Raw genomic sequence first — 14831 nt, forward strand, 5'->3', positions numbered from 1 at the left:
CAATCGACAAAGGAGCGGGAGTGGAAATCCGCGGCGCGGTCGCCATCGTCGGGATCGGCGAGACACCGGTGGGCAAGATCCCCGACCGATCGAGCACGCAGTTGCACGCCGACGCGATCGAGTCGGCGGTCCGCGACGCCGGCCTGACGCTGGCCGACATCGACCTGTTGATGACGGGCAACTCCCGGCCGCGGCCGTACCTCTACCACGCCGAGATGGTGGCGGAGTACCTCGGCATCCGTCCGGCGCACTGCCTGACGGTCAACACCGGCGGCTCCACGTCGGCCGCGCTGATCCAGTACGCGGCGGCGATGATCATGACCGGTCAGGCCAAGGTCGCGGTCATCGCCAAGGCGGACAACCTGGCCACCGGGATGGGCCGGCAGGCGACGATCGAGTCGATGGCGACGATCGGGCACCCGGAGTTCGAGGCGCCGACCGGCCCGCTGATCCCGGCGCTGTACGCGCTCATCGCCGCCCGCTACTACCACCGGTACGCCATCAAGCCGGAACACGTCGCCGAGGTGGCCGTCGTCGACCGGGCACACGCCGCGCTGCACCCGACCGCGCAGTTCCGCAAACCGCTGACGGTCGACGACGTACTCGGCTCGCGCCTGATCGCCGACCCGCTGCGCATGCTCGAATGCGCGACGGTCTCGGACGCCGGCGCCGCATTCGTGATCACCTCCGCGGCCCGCGCGCGAGACCTGCGCCAACCCCCGGTGTACCTGCTCGGCATGGGCGAGTCGCACCCGTTCGAGCACGTCTCCCAGGCCGCGGAGCTGAGCGAAACGGGTGCGGCGGAATCCGGGCGCGCCGCGTTCGCCGCGGCCGGCTGCCGCCACGAGGACATCGACGTCGCGATGATCTACGACGCGTTCTCGTTCATCCAGCCGATGCAGTTGGAGGACCTCGGCTTCTGCGCCAAGGGCGAGGGGGCCGAGTTCGTCGCGGCCGGCCACACCCGGCTGGGCGGGCAGTTGCCGACGAACACGCACGGCGGCGTGCTCTCCCACTCCCACGCCGGCAAGCCCAGCTCCGTCTTCATGATCACCGAGGCGGTGCACCAGCTGCGCGGCCAGGCCGACAAGCGGCAGGTTCCCGGTGCGCGCACCGCCCTGGTGCACACCGAGGGCGGCATCCTCGCCTCGCACTGCACCGCGATCTTCTCCTCGGAGGTGCCCCAGTGACGCCCGCCATGCCACCGGCTCCCGCCAAGCCGCTGCCCGTACCGGACCAGGACAGCGCCGAGTTCTGGAGCGCCGCCGCGGAGCACCGGCTCATGGTGCAGCACTGCGACGACTGCGGCGCGGACCAGCTCTTCCCGCGGCTGGTCTGCGTGCGCTGCCACGGGCGCGCGGTACGGCTGCGGCCCGCCGCCGGTACCGGAACCGTCTACTCGTGCACGATCGTTCGGCGCGCGCCCAGCCCGGCCTTCGCCGCCGACGTGCCGTACGTCGTCGCGCTGGTCGAGCTGACCGAGGGGCCCCGGCTGATGGCGAACGTCGTCGGTTGCGCCCCCGAGGAGGTGCACATCGACATGGCCGTCCAGGTCCAGTTCGACGACGTCGCCGAGGGCGTCGCGCTGCCACGGTTCCGCCCCGTGGACGCGCGATCGTGAGTGTGCCGCTGCTGCTGGAGATGGCGGCCGAGGCCCATCCCGACCGGCGTGCACTGTGCGCCCCCGATGGCACACCGCTGACCTTCGCGGCGTTCCGGGACCGGGTCGCGGCGGCGGCCGGCCTGCTCCGCGGCCGTGACGCGCGCCGGGTCGTCCTGCTCTCCGAGGCCACCGCCGCCCTTCCGGTGGCGCTCTTCGCGGCCGCCTGGGCCGGCCTCCCGTTCGTCCCGGTCAACCACCGGCTGCCCGCCGACCGCGTCGGCGAACTCCTCGATCGGCTGCCCGGCGCCCACGTCGTGCTGGGCGCCGGGATCGCCGCGCCTGCCGGTCTGGCCACAGTGGACGACGCCGAGCTGTTCGCCGCACCGCCGGCCGCCGACGGGCCGGCCAGCGCCGAGGCCGACGACACCGCCGTCGAACTCTTCACCAGCGGCACGACCGGGCCGCCGAGGCTGACCACGCTGACCCACTCGAACCTGTTCAGCTACGTCACCAACACCGTCGACCTCGGCGCCGCCGCCGAGGACGAGGCGCTGCTGCTGGCCACGCCGCCGTTCCACATCGCCGCGGTGGCCGCCGTGCTCACCGCGTGCTACTCGGGTCGCCGGCTCGTCCCGCTGGGCCGGTTCACCCCCGAGGGTTGGCTGCGCGCCGCCGCCGAGGAACGCGTCACCCACGCGTTCCTGGTGCCGACGATGCTGGCGCGCGTGCTCGACACGCTGGACCGGGAGCCCGGCCTGGCCGCGCCCGCCCTGCGCAGCCTCGCCTACGGCGGCGCGCGGATGCCCCGGCCCACGATCGAACGTGCCCTGCGCGCCTTCCCGGAGACCGACTTCGTCAACGCGTACGGCCTGACCGAGACCAGCTCCACCGTCGCCGTGCTCGGCCCCGACGACCACCGGGCCGCCGCGCTCGGCGATCCCGTCGCGGTCGAACGCCTCGGATCGGTCGGGCGGGTGCTACCCGGCGTGGAGGTGCGCGTCGTCGACCTCGACGGGCAGCCGCTGTCGACCGGCGCCCCCGGCCTGGTCGAGGTGCGCGGCGCGCAGGTCTCGCCCGGCGGCGCGGTCGGCGGCTGGCTGCGTACCGGGGACACCGGCTGGATCGACGCTGATGGCTACCTGTTCCTCGGCGGCCGGACCGACGACGTCATCATCAAGGGCGGGGAGAACATCGCGCCGGGCGAGATCGAGGACGTCGTCCTGCGGCATCCGGACGTCGCCGCCGTGGCCGTGGTGGGCATCCCGGACCCCGAGTGGGGCGAACGGGTCGCCGCCGCCGTCGTCCCTCACGCCGGCACCGTGGAGCCCGAGGCGATCCGGGAGTGGGTCCGGCGGCACCTGGGGTCGCTGAAGGCGCCGGACCTGGTCCAGATCATGGACGAGCTGCCGGAGACCGCCACCGGCAAGGTCCCCCGCTCCGCGGTACGCGATCTGCTGGGGGCTCGGTGACCGCCCAGGCACCGGCCCTTCCCCCGGTGGAGCGGGTCCTGCCCGGGGTCTGGGCGATCCCGCTGCCGATGACCGGCACCGGCCTGGCGTACGTGCGGGTCTACGCGATCGAGGCGGACGACGGTTTCTACCTCGTGGACGCCGGGTGGCCGAGCCCCGAGGCACCGGACCTGCTGGCGGCCGGGTTCGCCGCCGCCGGTGCCTCGCTCGCCGACCTGCGCGGTGTCCTGGTCACCCACATCCACCCCGACCACTACGGGCTGGCGGCGCACATCCGGGCGGCCACCGGCGCGTGGGTCGCCCTGCACCCCGCCGACGCCGCGATCATCGACGACCGGTACGGCGTCGACGGGAACCGTGCCGCATTGACCCGGCAGTGGCTGCGTGTCGCCGGCGTGCCGGACGGCAAGGCGGCGGAGCTGACCTGGGCGATACTCGTCGGTCCCGGCGACATCGAGATCTGCCACCCGGACCTGGAACTGGAGCACGGTGACCGGGCACCGATACCCGGCCGGGAGCTGGTCGCCGTCCACTCGCCCGGGCACACGCCGGGTCACCTCATGTTCGACCTGCCCACCGAGGGAGCGGTGTTCGCCGGGGACAACCTGCTGTCCCGGGCGACGCCGAACATCTCCTTCGGACCGCACACGGACCCCGATCCCCTGTCGGACTACCTGCACTCGCTGCTGGCGGTGGCCGACCTCGGCCCCCGGGTCGCCTTCCCGGCCCACCAGCAGTTCATCGCCGACGCCGCGGGACGGGCCAAGGAACTGGTGCACCACCACGACGAACGGCTCCAGGAGGTGCTGATGGTGCTGCGACGCGGCGCCGAGACGGTGTACGACGTGTGTGGCGAGCTCACCTGGCATCACCGCCTGGACACGCTGCCCACCTATCTGGTCCGGGCGGCGCTCGGCGAGACCCACGCGCACCTGCTGCGGCTCGCCACGCTCGGCGCTGCCACGGTCTCGCCCGGACCACCGCAGCGCTGGGCCGCCGTACCGGTAGCGGAGCCATCATGATCTGGGTGGTGGGGGCCGGCGGCATCGGAGCCGGCATCGCGGCCCGGCTCGTCGGCGCGGACAAGTCCGTCACCGTCTTCGACAACTGGGCCGAACACGTCGACCGCATCGGGCGGCACGGGCTCACCCTGGAACACCCGGGCGGTGTACTGCACACCCGGCCCGCGGCCATCCAGCTCTCCGACCCGGCCGCGGTGGCCGCGGCGCCGGCGCCGGACCTCGTCCTGCTCGCGGTGAAGTCGGACCGAACGCGTGACACCCTGCTCCAGCTCGTCGACCGGCTGCCGCCGCGGTGCCCCGTGGTGTCGTTGCAGAACGGCCTGAACGAGCCGGTCATCGCCGAGGTGGTAGGGGCGTCCCGCACGGTCGGTGCCGTGGTCCGCTTCGACGGCGCGCTCCTCGGACCGGGTCGAGTGGCACAGCAGCGGTCCGACGGCGACCTGGTCATCGGCGCTGTCGACGGTGCGACGGCCGGCGTGGTCCCGGGGATCGCCGACCGGCTGCGCGCGGCGCTGCCGGTGGTCGTCTCGGCGGACATCTGGGTCGAACTGTGGAGCAAGCTCACCCGCAACTGCCTGCTGAACCCTGTCTCGACCCTGGTGGGTCTGGGCCTGGGCCGGATGGCGGCCGTGCCCGCGGTGCGGACGGTCTGCCTGCGGGCCGGGCTCGAGGTGGTCGCGGTGGCGCGCGCCACCGGCGTGGCGACCGAGCCCGCCATCATGTACGGCCCTGACGTGGAGCGGTTGCTGGTCGGCGATCCCGAGGCGGTACGGGACTTCCACGCCGCGTTCGAGCGGACCTACGCGCGGTTCCCCGACCTCAAGCCGTCGATGCTTCAGGACGCCGAGAAGGGGCGGTCGGTCGAGGTCCGCTGGCTCAACGGCGCGGTCGTCGAGGCCGGGGCGCGGGCCGGGATCGCCGCTCCCGTCAACCTGGCGCTGACCGAGCGGGTGGAGGAACTGGTCCGCGGCGTACGGACGCCGGGAGTACACAACCTGGAAGGGCTTGCGTGAGTACGGAAATCGCGGGTTACACCCGTCTCGTCGACGCGCTCGAATGCCTCGGCACGCGCGAGATGTTCGGCGTGATGGGCGTTGGCAACATGCACATGATCGGTGAGTTCACGAAGCGCGGCGGCCGGTACGTGGCGACGCGGCACGAGGCCGGCGCGGTGAACATGGCAGACGGCCAGGCGCGGACCACCGGCGGGCTGGGCGTGTGCACGGTCATCCAAGGGCCGGGCCTGACCAACGCGATCACCGCGCTGACGACCGCGGTCCGCTCTTCCTCCCCGGTCCTGGTCATCACCAGCGAGCTGCCGCTCGGTCGCCGGCCCGCCGGACAGGCGATCGAGCAGGAGCCACTCGTCACCGCCACCGGCGCCGCGTACGTCCGGGTGACCGACGCCGATCCCGGAGCGGCGCTGATCGAGGCGGCCGAGCTGGCGCTGCGCGAGCGCCGGCCGGTCGTGGTGAGCGTGCCCGGCGCCGTGCAGCGGCGGACCTGGGCGCCGGTGCCGCTGGCCGCGCCGGCGGTGCGCCTGGAGCGGGTCCCCGCGGCCGAGACGGACGTGGCGCTGCTGGCGGAGCTGTTCGCCAAAGCCGCCCATCCGGTGGTGGTGGCGGGCCGGGGCGCACAGTGGTCCGGCGCCGTCGAGGCGGTGGCGGCGCTGGCCGAGCGGACCGGCGCGCTGCTCGGTACCACGGCGCTGCTCAAGGACCGGTTCCGCGGCCACCCGGCCGACATCGGCGTGGTTGGTGGCTTCTCCCATCCGCTGGCCCGGGACCTGCTCGGCACCGCCGACCTGGTGGTCGCGCTCGGCGCGTCGCTGAGCGTGTGGACGATCGCCCGGGGCGGGCTCTTCCCCAGCGCCACGCTCGTGCAGTGCGACCACGACGCCGACGCGATCGGCGGGCAGGCGCGGCCGGACCACGGGATCGTCGCCGACGTACACGCGTTGGTGGAGGCACTGCTGCCCCGACTGCCGGAGCCGGGCGACGCACCGGCGCGGTGGGCCGCCGAGGGCGCCTTCGAGCGGCTGGCGGCGCGGCAGCCCGACGACGGTGTCACCGACGGCAGCGACGCGGATCAGCTCGACCCGAGGATCGCGGCCATGGTTCTCGACAAGGCGCTCCCCGCCGACCGGGTACTGACCGTGGACGGCGGGCACTACATCGGGTTCCCGACGGAGTTCATCGCGGTGCCCGACCCCCGGCAGTACCAGTTCACGCTGACCTTCGGCGCGATCGGGCAGGCTCTCGGCGTGGCGATCGGGGCCGCGGTCACGCGGCCGGGGCCGGCACACGTATGCGTGATCGGCGACGGCGGGCTCGCCACGTCCATCGCCGACCTGGACACGGTGGTGCGGGAGGCGGTCCCGCTGCTCATCGTCGTCTTCAACGACATGGCCTACGGCGCGGAGATCCACCACCTGCGGCACGAGGGGCTGCCGGACGAGATCGCGCGATTCACCGGCCCGGACCTGGTGGAGGTGGCCGCCGGCTTCGGTTGCCCGGCTCGGCGAGCCACCACCGCCGCCGAGCTGGCCGAGGCGGTCCGGGGCTGGTCCGGCGACGCCCCGCTGCTGATCGACGTGCCTATCGACGGGCTGCTCCTGGCGCCCTGGTACGCCGAGGTGCTCGACCCGCCGCGGCAGGTCACCAAGCGTACCGGCTGAGCAGCGCCGCGAGCTGGTCACGCACCTTCTCGGCCGGTCCCGCGGGCGGCGGTACCAGCACCCGCGCCGGGGCCAGGGTCCGCAGCAGTTCGCGGTGCTCGGCGCGAGTGGACGCCCCCAGCGTCACGGGCAGCCTGGCGGGATCCATCCCGTGCCGGGCTGCCCGCTCGCGGTAGTACGGCACCAGGCGCGCCGCGTCGGCGAGGTTGGCCGGGAGGAAGCCGGCGCCGAGCCGCGCGGCGCGGCGCGCGGCAACGGGCGAGCTGCCGCAGATGTGCAGTGGCACCGGGCGTTGGACGGGCGCCGGCCGGGCCCAGCCGCCCGCCTCCGGGTGCGGCCGCTCCCCCCACAGCTCCCGGAGCGTGTCGAGCTGGGTCTCCACGAGCCGGCCCCGCCCGTCGAACGGGTGGCCGGTCGCCCGGAACTCGTCCTCCGCCCAGCCGACCCCGACCCCGAGTTCGACCCGGCCGCCGGAGAGCACGTCGAGGGTGGCCACCTCCTTCGCGGTCACCGACGCGTCGCGCAGCGGCAGCACGAGCGCGGCGGTGCCCAGCCGCACGTCGCTGCTGTGGGCGGCGAACCAGGTGAGCCAGAGCAACGGGTCGGGTACCGGCTGCTGGTCCGCGAGCACGTCAGGTGTCCGCCGGTCCGGTGGGTAGCTGCGGGCCTGCCGCATCGCCGGCGTCACCACCACGTGCTCGACGGTCCACACCGACTCGACGCCCAGCTCCGTGCAGGCGAGGGCCAGCGCTCGCGCGCACTCCGGGGAGGCGAGCGCGCCGACGTTGGCGTACATCACACCGACAGCTGGCGCGCTCACGCCCGTACCCCCTCTCGCAGTTGCTGTTTGAGGACCTTGCCGGCGGCGTTGCGGGGCAGCGCGTCGACCACCTCGACCCGGCGCGGGCACTTGTAGTCCGCCAGCAGGGTGCGGCAGTGCGAGATCAGGTCGTCGGCGGTCGGGGGCGGTCCGTCCGCGCTGCCACTCAGCACGACCACCGCGTACACGTCCTCGCCGAGCCGCGGATGCGGCACGCCGATCACCGCCGCCTCGAGTACCGCCGGGTGGGCGTGCAGCGCCCCCTCCACCTCGGCGCTGGCCACGTTGTGCCCGCCGCGCACGATGATGTCCTTGCGCCGGTCGACGTGGTAGAGGAAGCCTTCCTCGTCGACGCGGACCACGTCGCCGGAGCGCAGCCAGCCGTCGGTGAACGCCGCCGCGGTGGCTTCCTCGTCCCGGTAGTAGCCGGCCATCACCGACGGGCCGCGCAGCAGAAGCTCGCCGGTGCCGCCGGCTCCCACGTCCGCCCCGTCCTCGTCCACGACGCGGACCCGGGTGAACTGGCCGGCGCAGCGGTTGCCGATCGACCCGAGCCGCGTCAACGCGTACTCCTCCGGCAGGTAGCAGCCGCCCGGCCCGGCCTCGGTGAGCCCGTACGTCTGCATCAGCCCGGCCGAGGGCACCGCAGCCCGCAGCCGTTCGATCAGCGCGGCGGGCATGCTGGCCCCGCCGTAGTCGAGGATGCGCAGGGTGCCCAGCGAGGCTCCGGCGAGCGCCGGGCTGTCCAGCCAGTACGCGTAGATCGAGGGGACGGCGACGTACACCGTCGTCGCGACCTCGGCGATCAGCGCCAGGCTCGCCACGGTGTCGTAGTCGTCGACGACGACGCACGCACCGGCCCACGTGCAGGACAGCGCGTTGAAGTGCAGCCCGGCCCCGCTGGTGATCGGGAACGGGCTCTGCAGCACGTCGTGCGGGGTGAGGCGGAAAGCGTCGCTCCAGCCGATCGCGGCGGCGAGCGAGGAGCCGTGAGTGTGCAGGACCCCCTTGGGCCGCCCGGTCGTGCCGGAGGTGTAGAGCAGGTTCGCCGGATCGGTGTCGCGCAGGCCCTCGACCGGTGGCACCGGCGTGGCGTACAGCGAGGCGAGCGGGTCGGCGCCGTCGAGGACCACGACGTCGCACGGTGCCGTGGCGACTCGGTCCCGCTGCTCCGCCCCGACGAGCACGAGACGGGCCCCGCTGTGGCGCAGGATGTGCTCCACCTCGGGCGGCGCGAGCCGGGCGTTGACTGGTACGTTCACCGCGCCGAGTCGCAGCACGGCGTGGTAGACGACGAGCGCGTCGGTACCGTTGCCGTTGTCGAGCAGCCAGCCCACGCGGTCTCCGCGCCGTACGCCGGCCGCGGCGAGCGCGCCCGCGACACGGCCCGCGGCCGCGTCCAGGTTTCGGTAGCTGAGGGTGTGGTAGGAACCTCTCCCGGAGCGCCCGACGACGGCCCTGGCGTCGGGTGTCCGCGCCACGCGAGCGGCCAGGAGGGAGGGGACTGTGCGCCACGCGAACTCACGTGGTAGTGGTATAGGTCTCATCGATTGGCCTCAGTAGTCCACGTCGTGAAATATACTTCCACTTCATGGCGAGTTGGAAAATTGACAGGGGAACGATGACGAAAGAGGCGGATGCGTTGTCCACCGGCGACGCGCCCAACGGCGCCGAGCGGGGCTCCCAGGCAATCCACCGGGCGTTGCAGCTCCTCAAGTGCTTCACCGTGGAGCGCCCGACGGTCTCGCTGACCGAGCTGACCCGGCAGACCGGGCTGACGATGCCGACCGTGCACCGGATGGTCAAAGCCTTGCAGAGCAGCGGTTTCCTGGTGCAGGACTCGGTGACCAACCGCTACAGCCTCGGACCCGCGGTGATGAACCTGGCCCGGGTGATGATGCACCGGTCCGCGAACGAGGACCTGGTGACGGCGGCGATGCCGTACCTCGAAGAGCTGCGCCAGCTCACCAACGAGACCGTCGGTCTGCACTGCCCCACCGCCGAGGCCCGGTACTGCGTGGCGGAGCTGGTGAGCCGCCAGCCGCTGCGCCTGAGCACCGGCGTCGGGCACATCTACGAGCTGTTCATCGGTGCCACCGGCCACGCCATCCTGGCGTTCTCGGCACCGGGCACTGTGGACCGTGTGCTGAGCCGGCTGGAGCAGGCCGACCGGGTCGACTACCCGGAGGTCGAGATCCCGACCCGAAAGCAGCTGGAGGACGATCTCGCCTTGATCCGCCGCCAGGGGTACGCGATGAGCATCGGCGAGGTGGTGGCGAACGCGACCTCGATCGCGGTGCCGATCCTCAGCGACCAGGGTGTCGCCATCGCGGCGGTCAACGTGACCGGGCCGGCGGACCGGTGGACCCGTCCGTTGATGGAGCGGCATGTCCCCGACCTGCTCGAGGCGGCGCGGCAGATCTCGGCCCGGTTGGGATACCCGGGTAGCCACCATCTGGCGTGACCGCCGGCTCAGTCCGACGCGGGCAGCGGCTTGGCCACCTTGAGCCGCATCTGCTCGCCGCAGCAGTTCAGGGAACCGTCGCCCTGCTTGGTGCAGAGCACCTCCGCCGCGCACCGCGCGCACTCGTACCGCTTTCCGATCAGGTTCACGCCGACCTCCGACCACTCGCCAACGGGGACATCGCCACCTCGCAGCAGACCAGCGCCCGCGCGGGTGGGCGTACCACCACGATCTCGGTGCCGCACCGCTCGCAGCGCACCCGGCTGCCGACCCGCACCGGGGTCTCGTCACGTATCTCCGCCATCGTCCGTCTCCTCGTCCGTCCCGAGCATCCGCTCGCTGATCACGCCGCGACGCCGCAGCTCGTCGATCTCCTCCAGGCTCATCCCCAGCCGCCCGCGCAGGATCTCCTCGTTGTGCTCGCCCAGAAGTGGCGAGCGGAAGCGGTGGGTGAGCCGCGCCCCGGCACCGGTGCCGGGATCGCCACCGTGGCCGTCGTGGTACCGGAACGGCCAGGCCGGGTAACGGCGGACCCCGCTCAGCGGATGCTCGATCGCCTGGTAGTAGCCGGTCGCGGTCAACTGCGGGTCGCCGTACATCGCGGCCGGGGTGAGCACCTTCGCCGCCGGGATCCCCGCCTCCTGTAGCAGCGCGGCGGTGGCGGCTGGGTCACGCTCCCGGGTCCAGGCGGACAGCCACCGGTCGAGCGCGTCGTGCTCGGCCCGCCGTCCCTCCAGAGTGGATAGCCGTGCCGCGGGCAGCCCCGGCGGCTCGCCGACGACTGCCACCAGCCGCTTCCAGTCGGCCTCGTCGCGGACCGTCAGGGCGAGCCACTCGTCCTCCCCGCGGCACGGGTACACGCCCTGCGGCGCGCACTCGGCGGACCGGGAACCCGTACGCCCGAGCACCTCGCCGGTGAGCGCGTGGTGCAGCACCGGCTCCGGCGTCATCGCGGCGACCACCTCGGCCTGCACCAGCTCGATCAGCTGGCCCCGCCCGGTGCGCTCCCGATCCCGCAGCGCGGCGACCAGTGCCAGGACGCCGTGCATCGCCACCAGCGGATCGGCGTAACCGCCGGGGCCGAGCGGCGGGCCGTCCGGGTCGCCGGTGATCCAGCCGATGCCACCGGCGTACTCGAAGGAGTTGCCGAAGCCGACGAAGTCGCGCCACGAACCCTCCAGTCCGTACCCGGGCATCCGGACCATCACGATCCGCGGGTTGACGGCGGCGAGCGCCGGGTAGCCGAACCCGAACTGCTCGACGACCCGGGGCGAGAAGTTTTCGATCACCACGTCGGCGCCGGCGACAAGCCGCTCGAACACCGCCCGGCCCTCGTCGGTCCCGAGGTCCAGGGTCAGCCCGCGCTTGTTGAGGTTGGTCGCCTGGAACAGGCCGCTCAGCTCGTACCACCGGCTGCCCTGCTGGGGGAAGGCGGCGAGGAAGCGGAAGCCGTCCACGCGGCGCGGTCCCTCCACCTTCACCACGTCCGCGCCCATCGCGCCGAGCAGGCTGCCCAGGTAGGGGCCGGCCCAGAAAGTGCCCAGGTCCAGCACCCGGAGCCCGGCGAACGCGTCCCGCTCAGCCATGCGAGTGCCCTTGCGACAGCATCGGCGCGTCCCCGAGGGTCCGCGCCGGGACGTCGCGGAGCCGGAACGGTGGTCCGGGATGCAGCCCGCCGTCGGGCGCGGCCACGAAGAATCCCCGCTCCCGGAACGGCGGAAGCTCCGGCGCCGTCGCGCCGGTGGTTATCGGTGCCGCGGGTACCCGGAACGCCTGGCAGAGCTCCACCGTCTCGGCGACGGTCATCTCGGCGAACCACGGCCGCACCGCGGCGTAGAAGGCCGCCATGTCCCCGCGGTCGTAGCGCATTTCGACGTACTTGTCGGCGTACTCCGGCACGCCCAGCAGCGTGCACAGGTCTTGCCAGTGCTGTCCGGTCAGGCAGTTCACCGCGACCATGCCGTCGGCACAGGCCATCGGCCCGGGAATGTAGGCGGTGTACCGGGTCTGGGTGTACCCCAGCTCGACCAGGGTCTCCCGACGCAGCATGTCGAACGCGACGGTGTTGAAGACCGCCGTCATCCGGTCGACCAGCACCCGCACCGGTGATCCGTCCACTTGAGACCGCCAGCCGGTGAGGCCGGCGACCGCGATGTACGTCCCCGCGGCGTACTCCCCCAGCCGGCCGCCGACCGGCACCGGGTCGCCGTCGGCCCGCCCGCGCGGTGAGACCCAGCCCGCCGCGGCCTGAAGCACCAGGTCGGAGGCTTGCCACTGCCCGTACGGGCCGTCCGCCGCGAAGTCGACGAGCCGCACGACCGCGCCGGCCCGGTCCGCCACATCCGCGCCCAGCCCCGCTACGGCGCCCAGCCCTTCGTCGACGAGTACCAGGTCGACGTCCGCGCACAACGCGGCGATCAGGGCGTGGCCGTCCGGCCCGGACGGGTCGACGGTGAGCGACGACTTGCCGGCGTTGAGGTAGCGGAACAGTGCTCCGGCGCCGGCCGCCGTACCGTTCGGCGCGTGCCGCCGCAGCCGGTCGCCCCCTGGTGGCTCGACCTTGTGTACCTCGGCGCCGAGCAGCCGCAGCAGCCGGCCGGCGTACGGGACGGCGATGTCCTGGCCGATCTCCACCACGCGTACGCCGTGCAGCGGCCCCTCAGCCGTTTCCGCCCGTGGTCTGCTCGCCTCCGCCAAACTCCCGCTCCTGACGCTCAGCCACCGACCGCCGGTCCGGTCAACAGGTGGCGGATGTGCTTGACGGCCATGCCCGCCTCCGGCAAGGCCATGTCGTCGATGCTCCGTGGCCGCGCCAGCGGGACCTTGAAGTCCTCGATGATGTGGCCGGGGCGGGCGCCCATCACGATGATCCGGTCGGAGAGCAGGACGGCCTCGGCGACGCTGTGCGTGACGAAGACGACCGTTTTGCGGTCCTGTTCCCAGATCCGCAGCAGCTCGATGTTGAGGACGTCCCTGGTGAACGCGTCGACCGCGCCGAACGGCTCGTCCATCAGCAGGATGCGGCTGCCGGCGGCTAGGGCCCGCGCGATCGAGGCGCGCTGCCGCATGCCGCCGGAGAGCTCCCGGGGCAGCTTGTTCTCGAAGCCGGCGAGCCCGACCATCTGGATCAGCTCCCGGGCCCGCTGCTCGCTGTCGCGGCGGCTCCGCCCGGCGATCTCCCCGGGCAGCATGACGTTCTTCAGGACGCTGCGCCAGGCGAGCAGGACAGGGCTCTGGAAGACCATCGCGATGTCGGGATGCGGTGTGGCCACCGGTTGCCCGTCGATCGAGGCCGCGCCGAGCGAGGCCGGGTAGAGGCCCGCCATGATCTTGAGCAGCGTGGTCTTGCCGCAGCCGCTCGGACCGACCAGCGAGACGAACTCCCCTTCGCGGACCTCCATCTCGATGTCGCGCAGCGCCAGGACCCGCTCGCCGGAGCGCGTCTCGTACACCTTGGACAGACCCTCGACGGTGATCAGTCCCTTTGGCGCTGGCGCGTCCTGGGTGTCGGGCCGGCTACGCTGCTGGACCGCTTCGGGCACGCTTCCTCCTCCTGCCATCTCGCCGCGTCAGGACCGTGTGGTCCTGGCGACCGGGAAACGGAACAGCTCGGCCGCGTTGCCGTGGGTGATCCGGTCCGCCTCGGCGGGGTCCAGGTCGCGCAGCTGGCGGTGCAGCACCTCCTGCGTGTCCGGCCAGGTGGAGTCCGGGTGCGGGTAGTCGGACTCGACCAGGATCCGATCCACCCCGATGCGGTGCCGCTGCTCGAACCCGGACGGGTCCTCCAGCGAGCTGAACCAGAAGTTGCGCCGCACGATCTCGGTCGGGGAGAACTCCTTGCTGGTCCAGCCCCCGGCGTACCCGGCGTGGTTCTGGTCGACGCAGTACCGCAGCCGGTCCAGCATCGAGGGCACCCAACCGATCCCGCTCTCGGCCAGCATGATTTTCAGGTTTGGCATGCGGACCGGGAGCATCGAGTAGAGCCAGTCCACCAGCGCGACGCTCGAGTTGAGCGGGAAGAGCACCGTCTTGGTGTCCAGCGGCGCGTCCGAGGCCGCGCCGAGGATGTACGACGCCGACCCGACGTGCAGGCACACCACCGTGCCGGTGTCTGCGCAGGCTTGCAGCAGCGGATCCCAGTGTCCGGTGTGGACCGATGGAAGGCCCAGGTGCTCGGGGTTGTCCGGGAACGTCACGGCGCGGAATCCGCGCTCGGCGTTGCGCCGGATGTACTCGGCGCCCACGGCCGGATCGCGCAGCCACGGGATCTGGCAGGGGATGATCCGGCCCGGGTACGCGCCGGCCCAGTCCTCCAGGTGCCAGTCGTTGTACGCCTCGAACGCGACCCGGCCCAGCTCCACGTCGCGGCTCATGGAGAAGCGGTAGCCGCCGAAGCCGGCGAGCTTGGACGGGAAGCACAGCGACGCCGCGATGCCGTTGATGTCCATGTCCTTGACCCGCTCATGGATGTCCCAGCAGCCCTGCCGCATCTGGTCGAACCGCTGCGGGTCGAAGCCCGCGTTCGTGAGCTCGAACCCGACCGTGGCGTGCACGCTCATGTTGGGCAGCAGCTCGCCGTCGTACAGCCAGGCCTGCTCGCCCGAGGCGTCCTCGACCACGCGCGGTGCGCGGTCGACGAACGCGGCGGGGATGCGCCCCTCGAACGTGGTCGGTGGCTCGACCACGTGGTCGTCGACCGAGATGACCGTGTAGTGCACTTCCCGCGGCTCTGGCTCGGGCAGCCGGCGCGGCATCGTCTGTGTCATGGTGTGTCTC

Annotated in this window: 15 protein-coding genes; 7 read left to right on the forward strand and 8 right to left on the reverse strand. The window is 72.7% G+C overall.

Annotation, left to right across the window (positions count from 1 at the left end; genetic code table 11):
* Positions 1 to 20 precede the first annotated feature (20 nt).
* Genes ACFFIA_RS22705 through ACFFIA_RS22730 form a run of 6 tightly spaced genes read left to right on the forward strand, consistent with a single transcriptional unit; the run spans position 21 to position 6771 of the window.
* On the forward strand, positions 21 to 1190 hold the full coding sequence (locus ACFFIA_RS22705; RefSeq protein WP_377253634.1) for a thiolase family protein: 1170 nt from the start codon (positions 21 to 23) through the stop codon (positions 1188 to 1190).
* Positions 1187 to 1621 (forward strand): Zn-ribbon domain-containing OB-fold protein, encoded by a 435-nt coding sequence (locus ACFFIA_RS22710; RefSeq protein ID WP_377253635.1) that lies wholly within the window; start codon positions 1187 to 1189, stop codon positions 1619 to 1621. Before ACFFIA_RS22705 ends, ACFFIA_RS22710 begins: the two co-directional genes overlap by 4 nt.
* Positions 1618 to 3072, forward strand: a complete 1455-nt coding sequence (locus ACFFIA_RS22715; protein WP_377253636.1) for a class I adenylate-forming enzyme family protein — start codon at positions 1618 to 1620, stop codon at positions 3070 to 3072. Before ACFFIA_RS22710 ends, ACFFIA_RS22715 begins: the two co-directional genes overlap by 4 nt.
* Entirely contained in the window at positions 3069 to 4094 is a 1026-nt protein-coding gene (locus ACFFIA_RS22720; protein WP_377253637.1) for an MBL fold metallo-hydrolase, read from the forward strand. Before ACFFIA_RS22715 ends, ACFFIA_RS22720 begins: the two co-directional genes overlap by 4 nt.
* Positions 4091 to 5107 carry a ketopantoate reductase family protein gene (locus tag ACFFIA_RS22725; protein WP_377253638.1) on the forward strand — a complete coding sequence of 339 codons (1017 nt, stop codon included), beginning with the start codon at positions 4091 to 4093 and terminating at the stop codon, positions 5105 to 5107. Before ACFFIA_RS22720 ends, ACFFIA_RS22725 begins: the two co-directional genes overlap by 4 nt.
* Complete coding sequence (locus ACFFIA_RS22730) at positions 5104 to 6771, forward strand: thiamine pyrophosphate-binding protein (RefSeq protein ID WP_377253639.1); 1668 nt, start codon at positions 5104 to 5106, stop codon at positions 6769 to 6771. Before ACFFIA_RS22725 ends, ACFFIA_RS22730 begins: the two co-directional genes overlap by 4 nt.
* On the opposite strand, the gene ACFFIA_RS22735 is transcribed toward ACFFIA_RS22730, so the two are convergent.
* Both ACFFIA_RS22735 and ACFFIA_RS22740 read right to left on the reverse strand, forming a co-directional pair.
* Positions 6752 to 7591 (reverse strand): TIGR03619 family F420-dependent LLM class oxidoreductase, encoded by an 840-nt coding sequence (locus ACFFIA_RS22735; protein ID WP_377253640.1) that lies wholly within the window; start codon positions 7589 to 7591, stop codon positions 6752 to 6754. The two genes, ACFFIA_RS22730 and ACFFIA_RS22735, sit on opposite strands and share 20 nt — an antisense overlap.
* Positions 7588 to 9072 (reverse strand): class I adenylate-forming enzyme family protein, encoded by a 1485-nt coding sequence (locus ACFFIA_RS22740; RefSeq protein ID WP_377253641.1) that lies wholly within the window; start codon positions 9070 to 9072, stop codon positions 7588 to 7590. Before ACFFIA_RS22740 ends, ACFFIA_RS22735 begins: the two co-directional genes overlap by 4 nt.
* A gap of 140 nt (positions 9073 to 9212) precedes the next feature.
* On the opposite strand from ACFFIA_RS22740, the gene ACFFIA_RS22745 reads away from it, so the two are divergent.
* On the forward strand, positions 9213 to 10055 hold the full coding sequence (locus tag ACFFIA_RS22745) for an IclR family transcriptional regulator (RefSeq protein ID WP_377253642.1): 843 nt from the start codon (positions 9213 to 9215) through the stop codon (positions 10053 to 10055).
* Between the two features lie 8 nt (positions 10056 to 10063).
* Here the strand turns inward: ACFFIA_RS22745 and ACFFIA_RS22750 are convergent, their stop codons facing one another.
* From ACFFIA_RS22750 to ACFFIA_RS22775, 6 genes are read right to left on the reverse strand one after another with little or no spacing between them, the layout of a single operon-like run.
* Positions 10064 to 10204 (reverse strand): hypothetical protein, encoded by a 141-nt coding sequence (locus tag ACFFIA_RS22750; RefSeq protein WP_377253643.1) that lies wholly within the window; start codon positions 10202 to 10204, stop codon positions 10064 to 10066.
* A complete protein-coding gene (locus ACFFIA_RS22755; RefSeq protein ID WP_377253644.1) occupies positions 10201 to 10359 on the reverse strand; it encodes a hypothetical protein in 159 nt (52 codons plus the stop codon). The genes ACFFIA_RS22750 and ACFFIA_RS22755 overlap by 4 nt, the downstream gene beginning before the upstream one ends.
* A complete protein-coding gene (locus tag ACFFIA_RS22760; RefSeq protein WP_377253645.1) occupies positions 10343 to 11641 on the reverse strand; it encodes a CaiB/BaiF CoA transferase family protein in 1299 nt (432 codons plus the stop codon). Before ACFFIA_RS22760 ends, ACFFIA_RS22755 begins: the two co-directional genes overlap by 17 nt.
* Positions 11634 to 12752, reverse strand: coding sequence for a CoA transferase (locus tag ACFFIA_RS22765; protein WP_377253646.1), 1119 nt, complete (start codon positions 12750 to 12752; stop codon positions 11634 to 11636). Before ACFFIA_RS22765 ends, ACFFIA_RS22760 begins: the two co-directional genes overlap by 8 nt.
* 17 nt (positions 12753 to 12769) lie before the next feature.
* Positions 12770 to 13597 carry an ABC transporter ATP-binding protein gene (locus ACFFIA_RS22770; RefSeq protein WP_377253647.1) on the reverse strand — a complete coding sequence of 276 codons (828 nt, stop codon included), beginning with the start codon at positions 13595 to 13597 and terminating at the stop codon, positions 12770 to 12772.
* A gap of 27 nt (positions 13598 to 13624) precedes the next feature.
* Positions 13625 to 14821, reverse strand: a complete 1197-nt coding sequence (locus tag ACFFIA_RS22775) for an amidohydrolase family protein (RefSeq protein ID WP_377253648.1) — start codon at positions 14819 to 14821, stop codon at positions 13625 to 13627.
* Positions 14822 to 14831 lie beyond the last annotated feature (10 nt).

The organism is Phytohabitans kaempferiae (assembly GCF_042433955.1).
Classification (GTDB): Bacteria; Actinomycetota; Actinomycetes; order Mycobacteriales; family Micromonosporaceae; genus Phytohabitans; species Phytohabitans kaempferiae.

What these genes read in the sequence shown, in the direction of transcription:
- ACFFIA_RS22760 (WP_377253645.1), bottom strand. Translation starts at nt 11,641, where the DNA reads ATGGCTGAGCGGGACGCGTTCGCCGGGCTCCGGGTGCTGGACCTGGGC.
- ACFFIA_RS22755 (WP_377253644.1), bottom strand. Translation starts at nt 10,359, where the DNA reads ATGGCGGAGATACGTGACGAGACCCCGGTGCGGGTCGGCAGCCGGGTG.
- ACFFIA_RS22745 (WP_377253642.1), top strand. Translation starts at nt 9,213, where the DNA reads ATGACGAAAGAGGCGGATGCGTTGTCCACCGGCGACGCGCCCAACGGC.
- ACFFIA_RS22725 (WP_377253638.1), top strand. Translation starts at nt 4,091, where the DNA reads ATGATCTGGGTGGTGGGGGCCGGCGGCATCGGAGCCGGCATCGCGGCC.
- ACFFIA_RS22775 (WP_377253648.1), bottom strand. Translation starts at nt 14,821, where the DNA reads ATGACACAGACGATGCCGCGCCGGCTGCCCGAGCCAGAGCCGCGGGAA.